Annotated in this window: 14 protein-coding genes; 2 read left to right on the top strand and 12 right to left on the bottom strand. The window is 33.7% G+C overall.

Features of this window, described 5'->3' with window-relative positions; translation table 11 throughout:
• Positions 1-71 precede the first annotated feature (71 nt).
• The 5 genes from ACX6U0_RS07555 to ACX6U0_RS07575 all read right to left on the bottom strand — a co-directional run bounded on the left by ACX6U0_RS07555 (position 72) and on the right by ACX6U0_RS07575 (position 6,646).
• The gene (locus ACX6U0_RS07555; protein ID WP_464959343.1) at positions 72-263 is read right to left on the bottom strand and encodes a hypothetical protein; all 192 of its coding nucleotides are present in this window, start codon (positions 261-263) and stop codon (positions 72-74) included.
• 353 nt (positions 264-616) lie between these two features.
• Positions 617-1,489 carry a patatin-like phospholipase family protein gene (locus tag ACX6U0_RS07560; RefSeq protein WP_464959344.1) on the bottom strand — a complete coding sequence of 291 codons (873 nt, stop codon included), beginning with the start codon at positions 1,487-1,489 and terminating at the stop codon, positions 617-619.
• A 158-nt stretch (positions 1,490-1,647) separates the two neighbouring features.
• Entirely contained in the window at positions 1,648-2,169 is a 522-nt protein-coding gene (locus tag ACX6U0_RS07565) for an N-acetyltransferase family protein (protein WP_464959345.1), read from the bottom strand.
• A 136-nt stretch (positions 2,170-2,305) separates the two neighbouring features.
• Positions 2,306-3,943 carry an Ig domain protein group 2 domain protein gene (locus tag ACX6U0_RS07570; RefSeq protein WP_464959346.1) on the bottom strand — a complete coding sequence of 546 codons (1,638 nt, stop codon included), beginning with the start codon at positions 3,941-3,943 and terminating at the stop codon, positions 2,306-2,308.
• A gap of 318 nt (positions 3,944-4,261) precedes the next feature.
• Entirely contained in the window at positions 4,262-6,646 is a 2,385-nt protein-coding gene (locus ACX6U0_RS07575; protein WP_464959347.1) for a penicillin acylase family protein, read from the bottom strand.
• A gap of 124 nt (positions 6,647-6,770) precedes the next feature.
• On the opposite strand from ACX6U0_RS07575, the gene ACX6U0_RS07580 reads away from it, so the two are divergent.
• Entirely contained in the window at positions 6,771-7,325 is a 555-nt protein-coding gene (locus ACX6U0_RS07580; protein ID WP_464959348.1) for a thioredoxin family protein, read from the top strand.
• 81 nt (positions 7,326-7,406) lie between these two features.
• On the opposite strand, the gene ACX6U0_RS07585 is transcribed toward ACX6U0_RS07580, so the two are convergent.
• From ACX6U0_RS07585 to ACX6U0_RS07610, 6 genes are all read right to left on the bottom strand, one after another.
• The gene (locus ACX6U0_RS07585) at positions 7,407-8,159 is read right to left on the bottom strand and encodes a prepilin peptidase (RefSeq protein ID WP_464959349.1); all 753 of its coding nucleotides are present in this window, start codon (positions 8,157-8,159) and stop codon (positions 7,407-7,409) included.
• Positions 8,160-8,420: 261 nt separating this feature from the next.
• Positions 8,421-9,134 carry a C40 family peptidase gene (locus tag ACX6U0_RS07590; protein WP_464959350.1) on the bottom strand — a complete coding sequence of 238 codons (714 nt, stop codon included), beginning with the start codon at positions 9,132-9,134 and terminating at the stop codon, positions 8,421-8,423.
• Positions 9,135-9,309: 175 nt separating this feature from the next.
• Positions 9,310-10,986, bottom strand: coding sequence for a glycoside hydrolase family 13 protein (locus tag ACX6U0_RS07595; protein WP_464959351.1), 1,677 nt, complete (start codon positions 10,984-10,986; stop codon positions 9,310-9,312).
• Positions 10,987-11,349: 363 nt separating this feature from the next.
• Positions 11,350-12,153 carry a polymer-forming cytoskeletal protein gene (locus tag ACX6U0_RS07600; RefSeq protein ID WP_464959352.1) on the bottom strand — a complete coding sequence of 268 codons (804 nt, stop codon included), beginning with the start codon at positions 12,151-12,153 and terminating at the stop codon, positions 11,350-11,352.
• A gap of 23 nt (positions 12,154-12,176) precedes the next feature.
• Entirely contained in the window at positions 12,177-12,791 is a 615-nt protein-coding gene (locus ACX6U0_RS07605) for a DUF4004 family protein (protein ID WP_464959353.1), read from the bottom strand.
• 166 nt (positions 12,792-12,957) lie between these two features.
• Positions 12,958-13,299 (bottom strand): MGMT family protein, encoded by a 342-nt coding sequence (locus ACX6U0_RS07610; RefSeq protein ID WP_464959354.1) that lies wholly within the window; start codon positions 13,297-13,299, stop codon positions 12,958-12,960.
• A gap of 170 nt (positions 13,300-13,469) precedes the next feature.
• Between ACX6U0_RS07610 and ACX6U0_RS07615 the strand changes: the two genes are divergently transcribed.
• Positions 13,470-13,763 (top strand): HesB/YadR/YfhF family protein, encoded by a 294-nt coding sequence (locus tag ACX6U0_RS07615; protein ID WP_464959355.1) that lies wholly within the window; start codon positions 13,470-13,472, stop codon positions 13,761-13,763.
• A 69-nt stretch (positions 13,764-13,832) separates the two neighbouring features.
• Here ACX6U0_RS07615 and ACX6U0_RS07620 read toward each other — a convergent pair whose 3' ends face one another.
• Positions 13,833-16,925 carry an efflux RND transporter permease subunit gene (locus ACX6U0_RS07620; RefSeq protein WP_464959356.1) on the bottom strand — a complete coding sequence of 1,031 codons (3,093 nt, stop codon included), beginning with the start codon at positions 16,923-16,925 and terminating at the stop codon, positions 13,833-13,835.
• Between the last annotated feature and the right edge of the window lie 6 nt (positions 16,926-16,931).

A 16,931-nucleotide genomic window follows, 5' to 3' on the forward strand; every position in this document is an offset into this window, starting at 1 on the left:
TTTATTATGATATATAGGTACTAGCCTTAACGAAGTAGGACAGTTTTGCATAATTTGTTTATGTAGATATGTCAAGGAGGTGTTCTACTGTGTGGAACAACCAGAGTAATCGCAACTCCAATTCTAATTGTAACAATTGGAATAATTGGAATCGTCATTGCTGTTGTGATGACCACGATCGTTGCAGACGAAATAACTGTCAATGTGACTGTCACCGTAACTGTAATTGTCACAGCTGCTGTCATCATGATAGCCATTGTCAATGTGTTTGTTGCTGTAAACAGAAACCTATTTGTGGATGTATGAAACCATATTTAGATTATGATTGGTCATATATGGATTCAAAAGATGGAAATAAAGACAAGGATAACGATAAAGACAATAATAAAGATTAATAAAATGATTAATATATCCTCCCCCTAAAAAAAACGACCTGTTTTTAACAGGTCGTTTCAGTTTGCTAATTTTTAAGACAAAGAGATTCAAAACTAACAAAAAACGTTTGTCTTTCGAGGCTCAGAAGCCAGATGAGAAGCGAAGTTATCTTACTTAGTCAGTAATGAGCACCGCAAGCAGGCGAAGCAACGAAGAATTCGAGTGATTGTCGGTTAGTTTATCAACTGGTCGTTTTTTCATATGATAAGAATTCTAGCACCTGTTCACCAAGACGTTTTGCATCTTCATAGCCTTCTTTGTAAAGCTCTAATAATCGATCTTTATTTCGTTCAACACGTCCAACCTTTAATTTTTGTAAAGGACGAATAACCAATACATTACCTGCTTTTTCTTGTTCCTCTATATATTCTAGTTGTTTATTATAAACTTCATAACGTTTTAAAACTGCTTGAATTAATCCAGGATAATCTCTATATTTTCTTTGCAAATACCAATTACCTCGAGATGGTTTTTTTCGATATCCTGCATTTCGAGTTAATACAACGATATTTTTTTTATTTCCATCTTCCTCAGATTTGAGTAATGGTATCGGATCTGCAATTCCACCATCCAATAATATATGATTTTGATACTCTACAATCGGAGCCATTAATGGAAGTGAGCTCGAAGCTCGTATAATATTAAGCATATCTTTTGAATCTACAATTTCATCTTTTTCAAAATATGTAGGTTCACCAGTTATACAATTTGTCGTTCCTACAACGAATTTTTGATTTGCTTCATAAAATGACTCAAAATCAAAAGGATCCAATTCATTTGGAATAATATCAAATAATAAGTCCATACCAAATAATTGCTTATTACGAATTAAATTTTTTACCGAAATATAGTCTGGATGCTGTAAAAATTCTGTATTCACACGTTTATTTCGTCCGTGTTGTTTTGAAATATATGAAGAACCCATGCATGCACCCGCTGAAACACCTATTACATAAGGAATTTCTATATTTTGTTCTAAAAAATAATCAAGTACACCAGCAGTGTAAATGCCTCTCATACCGCCACCTTCCAGAACTAAACCAATTCCGTCCATTTCACAGCCCCCTTTTCTTTGACATTTTGTAAACCTATTTTCATATTTTAGTACAACCTCATAATAATTACTAGTATAAGAGCTCAGGGTAGGAAGCTTAAGGAAGTGTAAAGTCATCTAAAAAAGAGGATGCTTAAAAATGAGCAATATCCTATATTTTAGAATTTGTTTAACGCTTTGCTAATACAATCCCATTCATATACTAACAAGTTCAAATCAGTACCACCAATTATTATCTTTTCAGTTTTTCGTAATTTTGCACCGTAATATTCATAGAAAAAACGTGTTTTATTGTCTTCCAAAACCTCTACAAATACTCTATTAAAACCGAGTGTCTTACATTGTATAAACAATTGCTGCATTAATTGCTTACCGATTCCCTGCCCTTGATATTCTTCTAAAATATAAATAGATGTTATATCACCTGAATGGTCTATTTGATTACTAAGTCTTTTTCCGCAATCTGCAAAACCGACAATTTCACCAGCATTATTTTCTGCTACATAAACGTAGTTATTTTGATTAGATAAGTTCTGAATCCAAGAATTGGTTCTTTGTTCATATGACAGCTTCTGTAAAAATTCATTTGAGATGATGTTTTTATAAGTCGTTCTCCAGCTATCAACATGTACTTTTGCAATTCCAGTTGCATCAGTTAGCTTTGCTTCTCTTATTTTCATCCTCTCACCTCACTATAATAGAATGTTAAAAATCATATACCACTGTTGAAGTTGATTTTAAGAATGAAATCAATTTCCCTTCTTTTGTAATGAATAGAAAAATGACTTCGGTTGTACTCCGAAGTCATTAAATTACTTAATTACTAATCACAATATCATCGAAATTAATTCTTTGTCCTGACGTACCTGAAACGACAATTCTGAATCTAACTGGAGCTGTTTGAGTAAGTGTAAATGTTTTTGTTGCTAGTGTTGCTGTACTAGTGTTCACACTTCCTACATTCGTCCATGTAGAACCACTATTTGTAGACATCTGAAGCTGCCAATTTGCTCCACTATCGGTACTGAAATTAGCGTGTGTAATTTTCACACTAGTAGCTCCACTTACATTGAAGTTCATCGTTAAAGCACCAGCAGAACGAACACGTGCAGATTTCGTGCCATTTTTCTTATCCCCAGATAAATCACCAATTAAGGCATTATCGAAATACCATGAACCACTTGAAAGTGTTACATTTCCAGATGTATAAGCTGTTTTTGTACCTGATTCAAAATTCTCATTTATTGTTGCAGGTTGGACTGGTCCGCCAACGCCATATCCGTAAGAACCAGACTTAAATGTTGTAGGGTCATACCACTTATACCCTGCAGCAGGTGCAGCCCATGGCTCTGCTTCAGGTTCAGTTGATGTTTGTGGCGTTTCGATTGCTAATAATGAAGTTGCTTGATCAAGCTGTAATCCACTAACCTGAGATAATGACGTATAGCTTTCTTGTTTTGATAACCAATCAATGATGTTAACAAGCAATGTTCCATCATTTTGTTCTTTAAAACCATCATACGTTGTTTTCTTTGTGCCAGTTTCCTCACGTAAATATTTAGGTGTCGCGTCTTCTACTGGTGAAGAATCACCAATAAATGCTGCCTTTCCTAAACCAAGTTTCGAAACCGCCGCATAAGGGCCCTCAGCTCTGCCTCCTCCATTATAAACACCTTGGTCAACTGCACTGCCCCAAGCTGCCGTTGTTGTTGGAAGATACACAATACCTTTTGCCTTGTTTGGATTTGTAACCGCTAATGTTGAACCCGCATGCATCGCAACAGTAGATACACCCGTCGTAATACCAAAAGCTTGGCTTGGTGCAACTATATCATTAGCCGTTACATCTCCGATCGCATTATAACGGAATCTAATTCCAAAGTTGTCAGATAACCAATCCGAACCTGTAACTCCTTGCATCGCTGCAGAATTTGCTTCCTCTGTTCCCATTCCTTTAGTTGGATTTGAATAAGCTCCCCTACGGTAACCATTAAAAACCTCTGAAGCATCCCAACGATTTTTATTTCGATCAGCATTGTAATGATCACCAATAAAAAAGATACTTCCACCATTTTGAACATATTGAATCATTGCAGCTTGCTCAGAAGTTTTGTATGGTATATTTGCTTCTCCGATGATAAACACATTATAGCCTTGTAAATCTTCATATGTAATTGGACTACTTTTCCTTAACTCTTTTGCATAGTACCCTTTATTCGCTAAAGCGTTTGCAAAATCAGAGAACCCACCATCTAATACCCAATCTGCTGCGCCTGCTGTTTGACCGTGAGTATTATCGAATAACACCTTTTTTCCATTCGCAGTACCAACTGGTTGTAGCTGCGGTGCAGGATCACTTGCATTTTCAGCTGAAACAAGTGGTGTAACATAATAATAAACTGGAGATAAAATCAAAATGAGTAATGCAAAAACGGATAACTTTTTACGAATCATACATTTCACTCCTTTTTAATGTGTACTTATTTAAAATAACAAACTAATGTTAATGGAATATTAAGAATACTGTCAATAAAATGTTAAATTATCCCATTAATTTATTTATGAATGCTACGTTAAACTCCATAACTATATACAATTAATTCAAGAGTTTTCATATCTTCTAAAACCCCACGCCCTGCGGAATGGGAGCATCCTGGAGTTGTAATCAACTTAAGAGATTCATAAATAGTTACACATTATTCGAAAACAACCAAAGAAAAAAGAATAAAGCAAAAGAATATACTTCTTAACTTTATCCTTATTTCCTTCTTTCTATTTTCCTGCCTTCAATATTTCTTTTATCCCTTTTACGTTTTTGCTAGTAGTAGTGTGATATACCCCATTAGCCCAGTCATCCATCTGATCACTGTACCATTTGCTACCAATATTTCCTGATTGACCTGGACCAACAATATTAACCGATTTACTTAAATCTGAGAAATCTACAACGGTTCTCCAAGATGCTCCATGGTCGACAATTCCGTCTTCGTCATATCCAGCAGCCTTTACAGTTGTTGAACTGCCTCCTACCGGAATTGGATCTTTAGCATTAAAGAAATAACTCAGTACTTTAATACTAGATAAAGGATGAGTAAATGCTACTTTGTGATGGTCTCCCCAACTCCATTTTGATACATCATCACCATCAGACTTACTAATATTTTTAATCGTTTTCTGATACGTATCTAGTAATAATTGATCAATTCCACCTTTTTCATCAATCCAAATAACGTTCTTTCCACTTAGACTATTGCGTAATAATTGATCTACAACGACTTTACGGTCACCGAATAAATCCATCATTTCTTTTGATATTTGTTTATCAAATAATGCTTTATTAATTTCTGTCATCCATCTTTGGAAAATAAGCGGTGATGCTTCATCCTCATCATCTACAAAGTTCCATTTTTCAAGTTCGGCTAGAGCTGATTTTTCAATTGAAGTTAACTCTTTGTTTTGCTTCTTAATTGATTGAATAAATTTCGGCATATGTTCTTTTGCCTGTAGGTTCATTTCATCCATTTGTAGATTTTGCATATCCTTTACCGTTAATTTATCATTTTGACTTAATACTTCTCTTATTCTTAATTGGCGGTATGGCTGTGCCCATGAATGAGAAATATGATATGGGTATGAATCATCAACAACCTTATTATTTGCAGTTGAAATGAATCCTTCTTCCGGATTGATTAACGTAGGTAATTCCTCATAAGGTATATAGCCCTTCCAGCCGTATTCACTAGTCCAACCTGGTACTGGCATTAATCCATTACCTTTTTTACGAATAGGGATATTCCCATTTGCTCGATACGCAATTGTTCCATCATCAGAAGCAAATACAAAATTTTGAGCAGGGGCCTCAAATAAAGCCAACCCTTCTTTAAACGTATTCCAATCCTTCGCTACATTAAATTTAAGTACACCCTCTAGTTCTCTAGTAGGCTGAAGAGCTGTCCATTGTAAGGAGAATACCGTGTCTTTTCCAGCTTCACTAGCAAACTCCGAAATGACTGGACCATGTCTTGTAATCATAACCGGTAGTATCTTGCTTTTTTCATCTTTAATTTTAATCGTCTCATTTACAACAGTTGCTTTTTCCCACTTACCATCATATAAAAATTCATCAGGTTTATTTGGATTTCGTTTCTCAATATATAAATCCTGTACATCAGGACCAACATTTGTCACTCCCCACGCAACATGATCATTGTGACCAACAATAATACCAGGTACCCCGGCAAATATTACTCCTTTTACATTCATATCAGTAGATTTTAAATGTGTTTCATACCATATTGCTGGTGTAGCTAATCCTAAATGAGGATCATCAGCTAAAAGTGGTTTACCGGATTTAGTTTTCGAACCACTAACAACCCAGTCATTACTCCCATTCCAAGTAGGTGGGATAATCGCACTAGCAAAGCTCTCCTCTACATCAATTTTAGAAGTACTACTAGGAATGATATACGGGTCTAAGTCGTTGTCTGCTGGAAATAGCTCTAAAGCTTTGTCTTTTGGGAATTTATTCATTGCATAGTAACGAAATGCTTGTTCATTCCAGTGACCACCTAAGTCAAAAGCCATATATTTCCCAATCGCTAGTGAATCAATGGCTGACCATTCAGTCGGTTTATACTGCAAAATTTTAAATTCAACTGGTAATTTCCCTTCTTTTGTTGCGTATTTTATATATTCGTTAACACCATCTGCATACCAATTTAGTACGTTTTGAGCTTCCTTGGAATATTTACTATATGAAGCTTCAGCCGCTCTTCGTAAGCCTAAAGTTCGAAAGTATGAATCACGCTCAACTGTCGCATCTCCTATTACTTCACTTAATTGACCCGAAGCTTGTCTTCTACTCAAATCCATTTGAAACAAGCGGTCTTGAGCAGTTACAAAACCTTGAGCCACATACATATCATGCAAATTTTTAGCTTCAATATGGGGTACGCCTTTTGTGTCTCGAATGACTGACACATTATGCTCTAACAAACCGACTTCTAAATTTCCTTTAATTTCAGGCAAAGCCTTTTTGGTTAAATAAAAACCGGATCCGGTTATTAGTAAAATAATTACAATTATGATTGTTGAAGTAATTTTGAGCCATTTTGGAAAGCGCTTTCGTTTTTGATTCACTTCAATCGACGTGCTCATCATGATCCTCCTATGAAACTGTATTTAAAAGATATACATTATATTAATTCTGCAAGTCTTAAAACATTCCTTCTTTGAACGAATGAGTTATAATACTATATATCAATGAAAAAGGAGAATGCATATGTCATTAAATTCATGGTTTGATAAAGGTATGACGTTTGGGGAATATGTTGATTCAATGAGTGTAAATAAGGAACAGCTTCAATACATTTATAATGAAGTTTCGATACCAGAAGATACTGTTCAAAAGCTCTCTTCTCTGAAAGAGAAAAACTGGAAAGTGGTTGCACTCACAGCAGATTGGTGTGGTGATGCACTTTTAAATGTACCAGTTATTCAAAAAATGGCGGATATTGCTAACATAAATACACGCTTCTTAATTCGAGATGAAAACCTTGAACTAATGGATCAATATTTAACAAACGGAAAATCGCGTTCTATTCCTATTTTCATTTTTATGGATGCAGAGGGAAATGAAATGAAGGTATGGGGACCTCGTTCTGAGCAAGTTGAAGGACTTGTTTCTGAAATGAAAAAAGATTTCCCTGCAAAAGATGACCCAAATTTCCAAGAAAAACAAGCAGCAGTTTTAAAAACGATTCGTGAAACTTTCGTGGCAAACAAAGCACTATGGACTTCAGTTATTGAAAGTGTTGAACAAAAATTATTATCATAATATATGTAAAGGGCTACCCAGCGGGTAGTCCTTCAGTTTGTAGACACATTATAAAAACAAAGGGATTCAGACGTACTCATCCTAACCTAAAGTTGATAAATACCAACCTATAAGTTCATTTCCATAAAAGTAACTTACCAACCCACCGAATCCAATAAATGGTCCAAATGGTATAGGATTTCTCTTATGTATACTTCCGGCTTTCATTGAAACCAAACCAAAGATTGTACCAGTAAAACAAGCAATCATAAAAGTTATCAAAATTAGCTTCCATCCTAAAATGAAACCAAGCACTCCAAATAATTTAATATCTCCCCCGCCCATTCCACCATTGCTAACTAGCGCAATTAAAAATAAAACTAAAAATGCCCCTACCGCTCCTATCATACTGTTCCACCATGAATCTAATGGGATAAAAAAACGTTCAATAATGAAAATTGATAGAAAGAACAATAAGATTCCGTCGGGGATTAGCATATAAGCTAAATCTGAAACGACAATAATGACAAGTAAAGATATTAAAGTCAATGCAATCAATAACTCCATTTGAAATCCAATCTGAATCAGAGCAAATACAAATAAACATCCCGTTAACAATTCAATCAATGGATATAATATTGAAATATGCGCACCACAGTTACGACATTTCCCCTTTTGTAAAATATACGAAAATACAGGAACTAATTCACTTGAATGTAGAGTATGTCCGCAATTTGAACAAGCTGAACGAGGCGAAATAATTGATTTCTTTAAAGGTACACGTAAGCCAATTACATTAAAAAATGAGCCGAATACAAGACCTAAAATGAAAAAACAGGAGTAAAAGAGGAACATTATTACCAAACCCTTCATTCTAAATAGTTAAAAGAAATAAAGAAAGGATGAGAGGATATATTGAATACAAAAAAATAAATAGCAAGGTTCGAAGATTAGTTGTTGAATAGAATTGATCGTACTAGTAACTTCATGAGAGCATTTAAGGAGATTTCCATTATCTACAATACATTTTTTATAGAAGCATATAATTAGTTTAATTTAAAACCATAAAAAAATCTATCTTCCAAATAGAAAGATAGATTAGCTTTTTAAGTTATATTAATTGATTACACTACCTGAACCTGCAAATTTATCTTTCCAATATGAATTCGAAAGACTAACTACTGCAACTCCCTTACTTGAAGTCGCCGAGATAAAATTATTATCACCCATGAATATTCCAACATGGCTAATACCTTTTTTATATGTATTTTTGAAGAATACTAAGTCTCCAGGAACTGGCTTTTTTACGATCGAACTAGCAGTATACATAGAAGCTGCTGTACGAGGTAATGCTGTTCCTACTTTATTATAAACATAACCAACATATCCAGAGCAGTCAAAACCTTTGGTTGTTGTACCACCAAATTTATATGGTACACCTGTGTATTGCTTTGCGATTGTCGTTACTTGTTCTTTCTTAGAATATGGGTCATATGATGCTGTTGCTGTTTTACTATTTGGGTATTGTTTGATGAATGCTGCAACACTTTTACCAAATAGCTTCATTGAAGTTTGGTCATTGAAAACGCCTGTAACCTTTAACTTCTTAGCAGTTTGATATTTTTTAAGTGCTGTTTCAACATCACTTCCGAAGTATTCAGTAGGGTTACCAGTGTAATAGCGCTGTTCCTTTAGTTTGATTTGTAATTGCATAACTGCTTTACCAGTCATCCCTTTTTTTAACTCATTTGTAGTTGCTGCCTGAGATTCCTTTGTAAAGAAGATCATGCTAATTAAACATACTAAAGCGATTACAAGTTGCCTATTCATTGGTGTCTCCCCTTCCCTTTAATAATGTAAGTCTATCAAAATACTTTTTAGAAAACCATTACAAGAATGTTACAAATTGTCGAAATTCTTGTAAAAGAACTGTAATATGTAAGATTTTGCCAGATTATATCAAAAAAAAGAAAACCTGCCCTTATTAGACAGGTTTTCCCAAATATTATGATAATCGATATACTCTTGCTTCAAATGGACTAAATTCCATATTTTCACTTAAAGTATTTTCAATAGAATTCCCATTTGATAAACATAATTCAGCATTCATTTTCAACAATTCACCAGGGATTTCAAAGGATTGTTTTTCAGTTGAAAGGTTACTAATGATTAAGAACGTTTCATTTTCATTCTTTCGTGTGTATGCATATACTGGCTCACTTGCAACATCTAATAATTCATAAGGTGCATAAACTAGCGTTTTATGTTCTTTACGTAAGTTAATCATCTTTTTGTAATATGATAGGATTGAGTTTTCATCATGTTCTTGTGCAGCTACATTCAGTGTTTTGTAGTTTTCATTTGTTTTAATCCATGGTTTACCATTTGTAAAGCCTGCATGCTCATTTGCATTCCAATGCATTGGTGTTCGCGCATTATCTCTACCATTTTTCCAAAGAATGTTTAAAATTTCTTGTTCAGTAGAACCATTTTCTTTCATTAATTGATACATATTTTTCGCATTGACATCATTATAATCTTCAATTGATTGGAAGTGGACATTTGTCATTCCAATTTCTTGTCCTTGATAAATAAATGGCGTACCCTTCATAAAGAAATACATTGTACCGATTGCCTTAGCAGATTTTCCCCAATATGCTTCTTCATCATTTCCTAACGTACTAACTGCTCTTGGAATATCATGATTTTCAATGAATAAAGCATTCCAACCATGCCCTTCTAATCCATTTTGCCATTTTGTTAATACTTCTTTTAAATCAGAAATAGATGTAGCCGAATCATCTGTTTTTCTCCATAGGTCCATACTTTCAAATTGGAAAATCATATTAAACTTTCCATTTTCCTCTCCAACCCATAAATCCGCTTCTTCGATTTTTACACCATTTGCTTCGCCAACAGTCATAATGTCATATTTTGCAAATGTCTCCTGTTTCAACTCATCTAAATACTCATGAATTCCTTCTTGATTCATATGCATGTCAAAGCAAGAAACATACTTTTCATTTTCTGGGTTTGGCATATTTGGGAAGCCATCTCGTTTTTTAATATGGCTAATTGCATCAACACGGAAACCATCAATCCCTTTATCTAACCACCAATTAATCATGTCGTAAACTTTTTGACGAACTTCTTTATTTTCCCAATTTAAGTCTGGCTGTCTCTTTGAAAAAAGATGTAAAAAGTATTCATTTGTTGCTTCATCAAATTCCCAAGCTGAACCACCAAAAATACTCTCCCAATTGTTTGGTTCTTCTCCCTCTTCTGAACCCTCTTTCCAAATATAGAAATCGCGGTAAGGGTTATCCTTCGACTTTTTCGATTCTAGGAACCAAGGATGCTCGTCACTTGTATGATTAACGACTAAATCTAAAATTAATTTCATTCCTCTTTCATGTACGGCTGACAAAAGATCATCGAAATCTGCCATTGTGCCAAACTCTTCCATGATGTCTTGATAATCTGAAATATCATATCCATTATCATCATTAGGTGATTTATAAAATGGACAAATCCAAATTACATCAATCCCTAAGTCTTCAATATAATCTAATTTAGAAATGACTCCTCTTAAGTCACCAATTCCATCACCATTTGAATCCATGAAGCTACGTGGATAGATTTGATATGCTACAGCTTCCTTCCACCAATTCTGTTTTGTCATATTAATTTCTCCTCCCATTTTTAAAAGCGTTTACATTTCTGTCTATATCAAATAGTTGAATGAAAAATTTCGCATCAATTCTTGCAATCGTTTGCATTGTTCCTTTATCTTAACACTCTAACTAAGTTTCTTCAACATTCTTAATTTAAAATGCATCTACTTCTTGTTTGATTGGTATTAAGATACCTTCCACTACTAAAGGTATAATATGGTTTTGTGCAATGAACTATGCTTTCGTTTGCTTGAATGAAGTGGATTATTTTCTAATTTGCATCGAAGAACATAAGAAAATCAAAAAAAAGAGCAACTTATCAAAAGGATGAATCCCCTCCAACAAGTTACTTTGTTTTTAGATCGTTCATATTACTGTTCAATTTTTTTAACTTCCTTCACTTTCGCAGAAGGATGAATTTGCACATCATCAGTATATTCAACAAGATCTATTTTACATTTTGGGCCGATTGTTACTGCATCTCCTCTTACCACACTTGATGAAGTATAGTCGATTTTGATTGCGCTACCTTCAATTACATCTGAACGAAAATTCGTACGTGAATTAAACACCCTTGTAAATACACGTGTAAAGATGTTGCTATCGTCAAAACGACTAATCTCAATCGTTTCTCCACCAATCTCAGGTACATAACTATATCCATAACTAAACCCACTGTGAGTGATCTTCACATTTTCTGCATTTAATAATCCGTTCATAGAGATATGACCTTTTGCTGTAAATGCTTCACATTCAGCCCCTTTTTCTGCCGAAAGAGAGCCTTTAACTGAAATCACTTCAGCTTTTACCATTCCGATTGTTCTCATTGAACCAGAGACATTAACACTATCCACATTTAAATCATTTTTTGTCTTAAAGCTACCACTTACATGAACGTCCCCACCAGTAACTTTTCCATCTATATATAATGATCCACTCACGTTTAGTTTTTGTACTTCGACATCACTTAAACATTTTGCACTACCACTACAGTTCATAAATTCACTTTCTATTTTTCCATTAAACTTAGCAGAACCGCTAACTTTTACTTTAGTACATTGGATGTCGCCTAGTATGCGCCCACTCCCACTAACTCTCACATCGTCATACTTACCAGCCGAAATTGTACCCGAACCGCTTACATACGCATCTTGTCTTGGTTGCACGTTAACCATTCATTCTCCTCCTAACATGATCATTATTTAAAGCTATTAAGATAATTAACAAGCTCAACATGAATTAATATCGCATCTTTTTGATCGACAAAAGTTTCATTTCGTTTTCCGATTACCCATGAGCCTACACCAAATTTCCGAATATAGATAACGACCGTATCTTCCAATTTTATTTGTGTTTTATGAGTTTCAACTAAGAGTAAAAATTGTTTTACTTCTTCAATTGTGACACTGCCTTTTAATAACCAGTCATTCACAAATAAAAGTGAACATAATTGAACTGTATTTAGTTGCTCTAATTTAGAATTTGGGAATAATGATTGATAAATTTGTAATACTTGTTTAGGGATTTTATCTAAAGTTAGTGAAACATTTTGAAAACCTGCTATCTTTTCTTTACTAATAGAGAATACCCTAGCAATATCATCCAATGACTGATCATCTTTTAATTCCATAATCTTTTCAATCCGCTCAAGTATTTTTCCTTTTGGAAAAAACGTTTCTTGTCCTGTAAAACTTGATTTTTTCATAAACCAATCTTCAGGAATAATATTTTTTCTTTTCCAACGATAAAGCTGTCCGTACGATATGCCTGTAAGTTGTAGTAAATCTTTCTTTGAAATTAATTCTTCACTCATATGACATTCCTCCTACGACGAGTATAACAAAACAATGTTCTATTGTAAAGTTACATAATTGAACATACAATACTAGTAAAGGATGAACAACTAATCTTACGTAACAATGTTTCAAAATATGTGCGAAGAAATAAAAAAACTCAAAATCCAATAAAGAATTTTGAGTTTAAATTAAATCGACATCAGCTTTTTCTAATACTGGAATTGGTACATATTGAAACAAGTTAAGATCAATTTTACGTTCTTTAATAAATGTGATTCCTTCATTTTCTAATGCATTTTTTTGTTGTAAAAATCCCTCTTCATCTTGGATTCCAATTTCCCCTTTTGAATTAATGACTCTGTGCCATGGAAGATTGTATTTTTGACTCATTGAGTGCAAGATTCTTACCACTTGCCTTGCACCTCTAGGACTACCTGCAAGTTTAGCAATTTGACCATATGTCATCACTTTACCTTTTGGAATTTTACGGATTATCTCAATAACATTACTAGTAAAAGTGTTCATCTACTTCATTCAATCCTTCGTTTTCATATTTCTTCAATTTTACCATATTGTGTGAAAGAGATATGATTTTAAACATGTCTTACTTTTTCTTCCTAGTCACATTTCTGTATAGTTTTTCACATTCATACTATAATACTTTTATAAAGGTTAGAAAGGTCGGATTACATAATATGAAAATAACAATTAGTAATGATGCAATACAATGGTTCCAAAATGAAATGGAAGTAGTGGCCGGAGACACAATTCGTTTTTTTGCACGATACGGCGGAAATAGTACAATACATTCTGGATACTCCTTAGGCGTAACAAAAGAAAAGCCTATTGATATCGGTGAATCAATAACGATTGATGATGTAGTTTATTACATTAATGAAACAGATCTTTGGTATTTTAAAGATTATGATCTAAACGTAATTCTAAATGATCGCAATGAATTACAATTTACATATGATCCTATAAAATAAGAGAACACAGTTTTGAAAATCAAAGTCACAAACAAAAAAGTGCCCCACTTAATTAGTGGGGCATCTTTTTTACTCTTCTATTTTTTGCTTCTTTCTACTCACTAATTGATAAATAACTGGGATGATGATTAGTGTAAGGAATGTAGACGTTGTTAAACCACCAATAACAGTTATTGCTAAACCTTTTGAAATTAATCCAGAAGTTGAGTTTGATACAGCCATAGGAACTAAAGCAAGAATAGTTGCTAATGCTGTCATTAGAATAGGACGTAATCTCGTTTTAGATGCTTCGATTAACGCATCAATAACTTCTAATCCCTCACGACGATTATGTTCAACTCGATCTAATAATACTACTGCGTTTGTTACAACTATACCAATTAACATCAGTAACCCAATCATTGCACTCATAGATAATGTTTGGTTAGAGATGAATAATGCTAGGAACGCACCAATCGGTACAAATATTAATGATGATAAAATGACTAATGGCGTTCTTAATCCACCAAATGTCATACTCATGATTAAGAATACTAATCCAACTGCGACGATCATTGCTAGACCTAAATCACTGAATCCATCAGTAATCATATCTAATCCGCCACCAATTTTCATGTCAACACTACTTGGTATATCAATTTTATTTAATTGATCAGTTACTTCTTTTGTGACAGCTGCTGTGTCTTTTCCTTTCACAGTAGCACTGATAGATGCATACATTTTTCCATCTTCATGGTTGATTGAAACAGGTGCATCTTTCTGAGAAATCTTCACATAGTCCTTAATTTCTTTAGGACCTGTAGCAGTCATAATTTTAATGTCTTCTAAATCTGCTCTTGAACTAGCTTTTTCTTTATAACCAACAGATAGTTTATTTGTTTCTCCATTTAAGTCATAATCACCGATTTCAACATCATTAATATTCTCGTTAATTGCTCCCATTATCTGAAGCATTGAGATGTTTTCATCTAGAGCTTTTTCACTTAATGTAATTTCCCATTTAGGTTGTACGTCTTTTAAATTATTTGATACGTTTTTCAAACGATCATCATCGTTTAATTCTTTTTCTATTTTTGAGGCAGCTTCTTTTAATTCATCGAAATTAGATGAATATAAACTGACATCGATATTATTTCCAGTTGGTGGACCATCTTGAGTGAACTCTTTTGCGTTGATTGTTGTACCATCAACCTTTGAATCAACAATTGCTGGAACTTCTTTATTAATTTTCGTGATTGCTTTATCCATATCATTACCATTTTTCAGGTTGATTTGGAATACAGCCTTATTTTTGCCACCATCCATGTTCATGATAAAGTCACGTTTACCACCGACTGTTGCCTGAACAGTTTCAATTAAATCTGAATCTGCAAAATAGTTCTCTAATTCTTTCGCTACTTCATCAGATTGCTCTACTGTACTATTCGATGGAAGTGTAGCCGTTACTTGAAGTGTTTTATTTACACTACCTGGTAAGAATGAAAAACCAAGAAACGGAATCATTGATAACGAACCTAGTAGTAATACGATCGAAAATGATAATACGATCCATTTACGTTTTAAGGCAGTACGTAATAATTTTTCATAGTTTCTCATAAAACGAGTATCAGTTTTATGTTCTTTTAATGGCTTCGTTAAGAATTTCGCTCCTAATGTAGGTATTAAAATAATCGCAACTAGTAATGACGTTAAGATTGAAACAACTACTGAAATCGCAAACGGTCTAAAGAATTCTCCGATAATGCCACTTACAAATGCTAATGGTAAAAATACAACAATCGTAGCAAATGTTGAAGATGCAACTGCACCAATAACTTCTTTAGTTGCATATAAAGCTAATTCTTTTTTCTTAAATTGATTATTTTTTTCTTGTCTCCATCTGTAAATATTTTCAATAACAACGATACTATCATCAACAATTCGGCCAATCGCAACTACAAGACCACCTAATGTCATGATGTTTAATGTATAGCCCATTGAATTTAATACAGCAATCGTAGCAAATATTGAAATTGGTAGAGATAAGATTGAGATTAATGTCGCTCTAATATTACGTAAGAATAATAGGATTACGACAACTGTAAACAACGCACCTAGAAGTCCTTCCTTAATTAAAGAACTAACAGATTTCTCAATTTCTTTTCCGTTATCGAGAATAATATGTGTTTCTACGGTATGATCTTTTTTAAATTCTTTTACTGCTTGTTTAACTTCTGTTGCTACTTCTGCAGTGTTTGAATCTTGAGTTTGAGAAACTGATAAAATATAGCTCTCTTTTCCATTAAAACGTGAAATTTGCTCTTGAATTGAAACTACTTTTACATCAGCGATATCGGCTACAGTTACATTTTTAGGTGCCTGTGATTGCACCTGTTGAGCTTGTTGGCCTTGGACATTTGCTTGTGGACCCATTTGAGCTGATGAACCATTTGATAATACTGTTTTTTCAATTTGTTTTACTGACTGTAAATTTCCCTTCATTCGAACGGATACTGTTTTTCCATCATTCTCTACTGAACCTAATGGAATTGCATAATCTTGTCCTTGAATTGCCGTTTTAATAGTATCTAATGAAATTCCATATTGTGCTGCTTTTTTATTATCAACAACGATTTGGATTTCTTCTTCTTTCGTACCTTGTAAACTTACTTCACTAACTCCATTTACTTTTTTTATGTGTGGAAGTAAATCTTTTTCGATTGATTGTTGTAAGTTCTTCACATCACCATTATTTACAATTGCAACCTGGTAAATTGGTGTTGAATCAATTGCAATGCGTTGAACTGTTGCTTCAGCTTTTTCAGGTAACTCTGTTTTATTTAAGACACTATCAACATCTTTTTCGATTTTATCCATATCAGTACCAAATGGATAGATTAAGAAGATCGATGCCATATTTTCACTAGAAGAACTAGTTAACTGATCATAATTCTCTAACTTCATTAGTCCTTCTTCAATTGGCTTTGTAATTTTTTCTTCTATATCCTCAGATGAAGCACCTGGATAGACTACTTGAACTGCTACTGCTGGAAATGAAACATCCGGGAATGTTTCAATTTGAATTTTTTGGGCAGAAAAAATCCCACCAATTAATACTAGAACACTTAAAATAATAACAGCGATTGTGTTCTTTAAACTCAATTTCGTCAAACTCGAAAACATCTATTT

The organism is Gottfriedia sp. ABJ_BB2_2, from assembly GCF_055484705.1.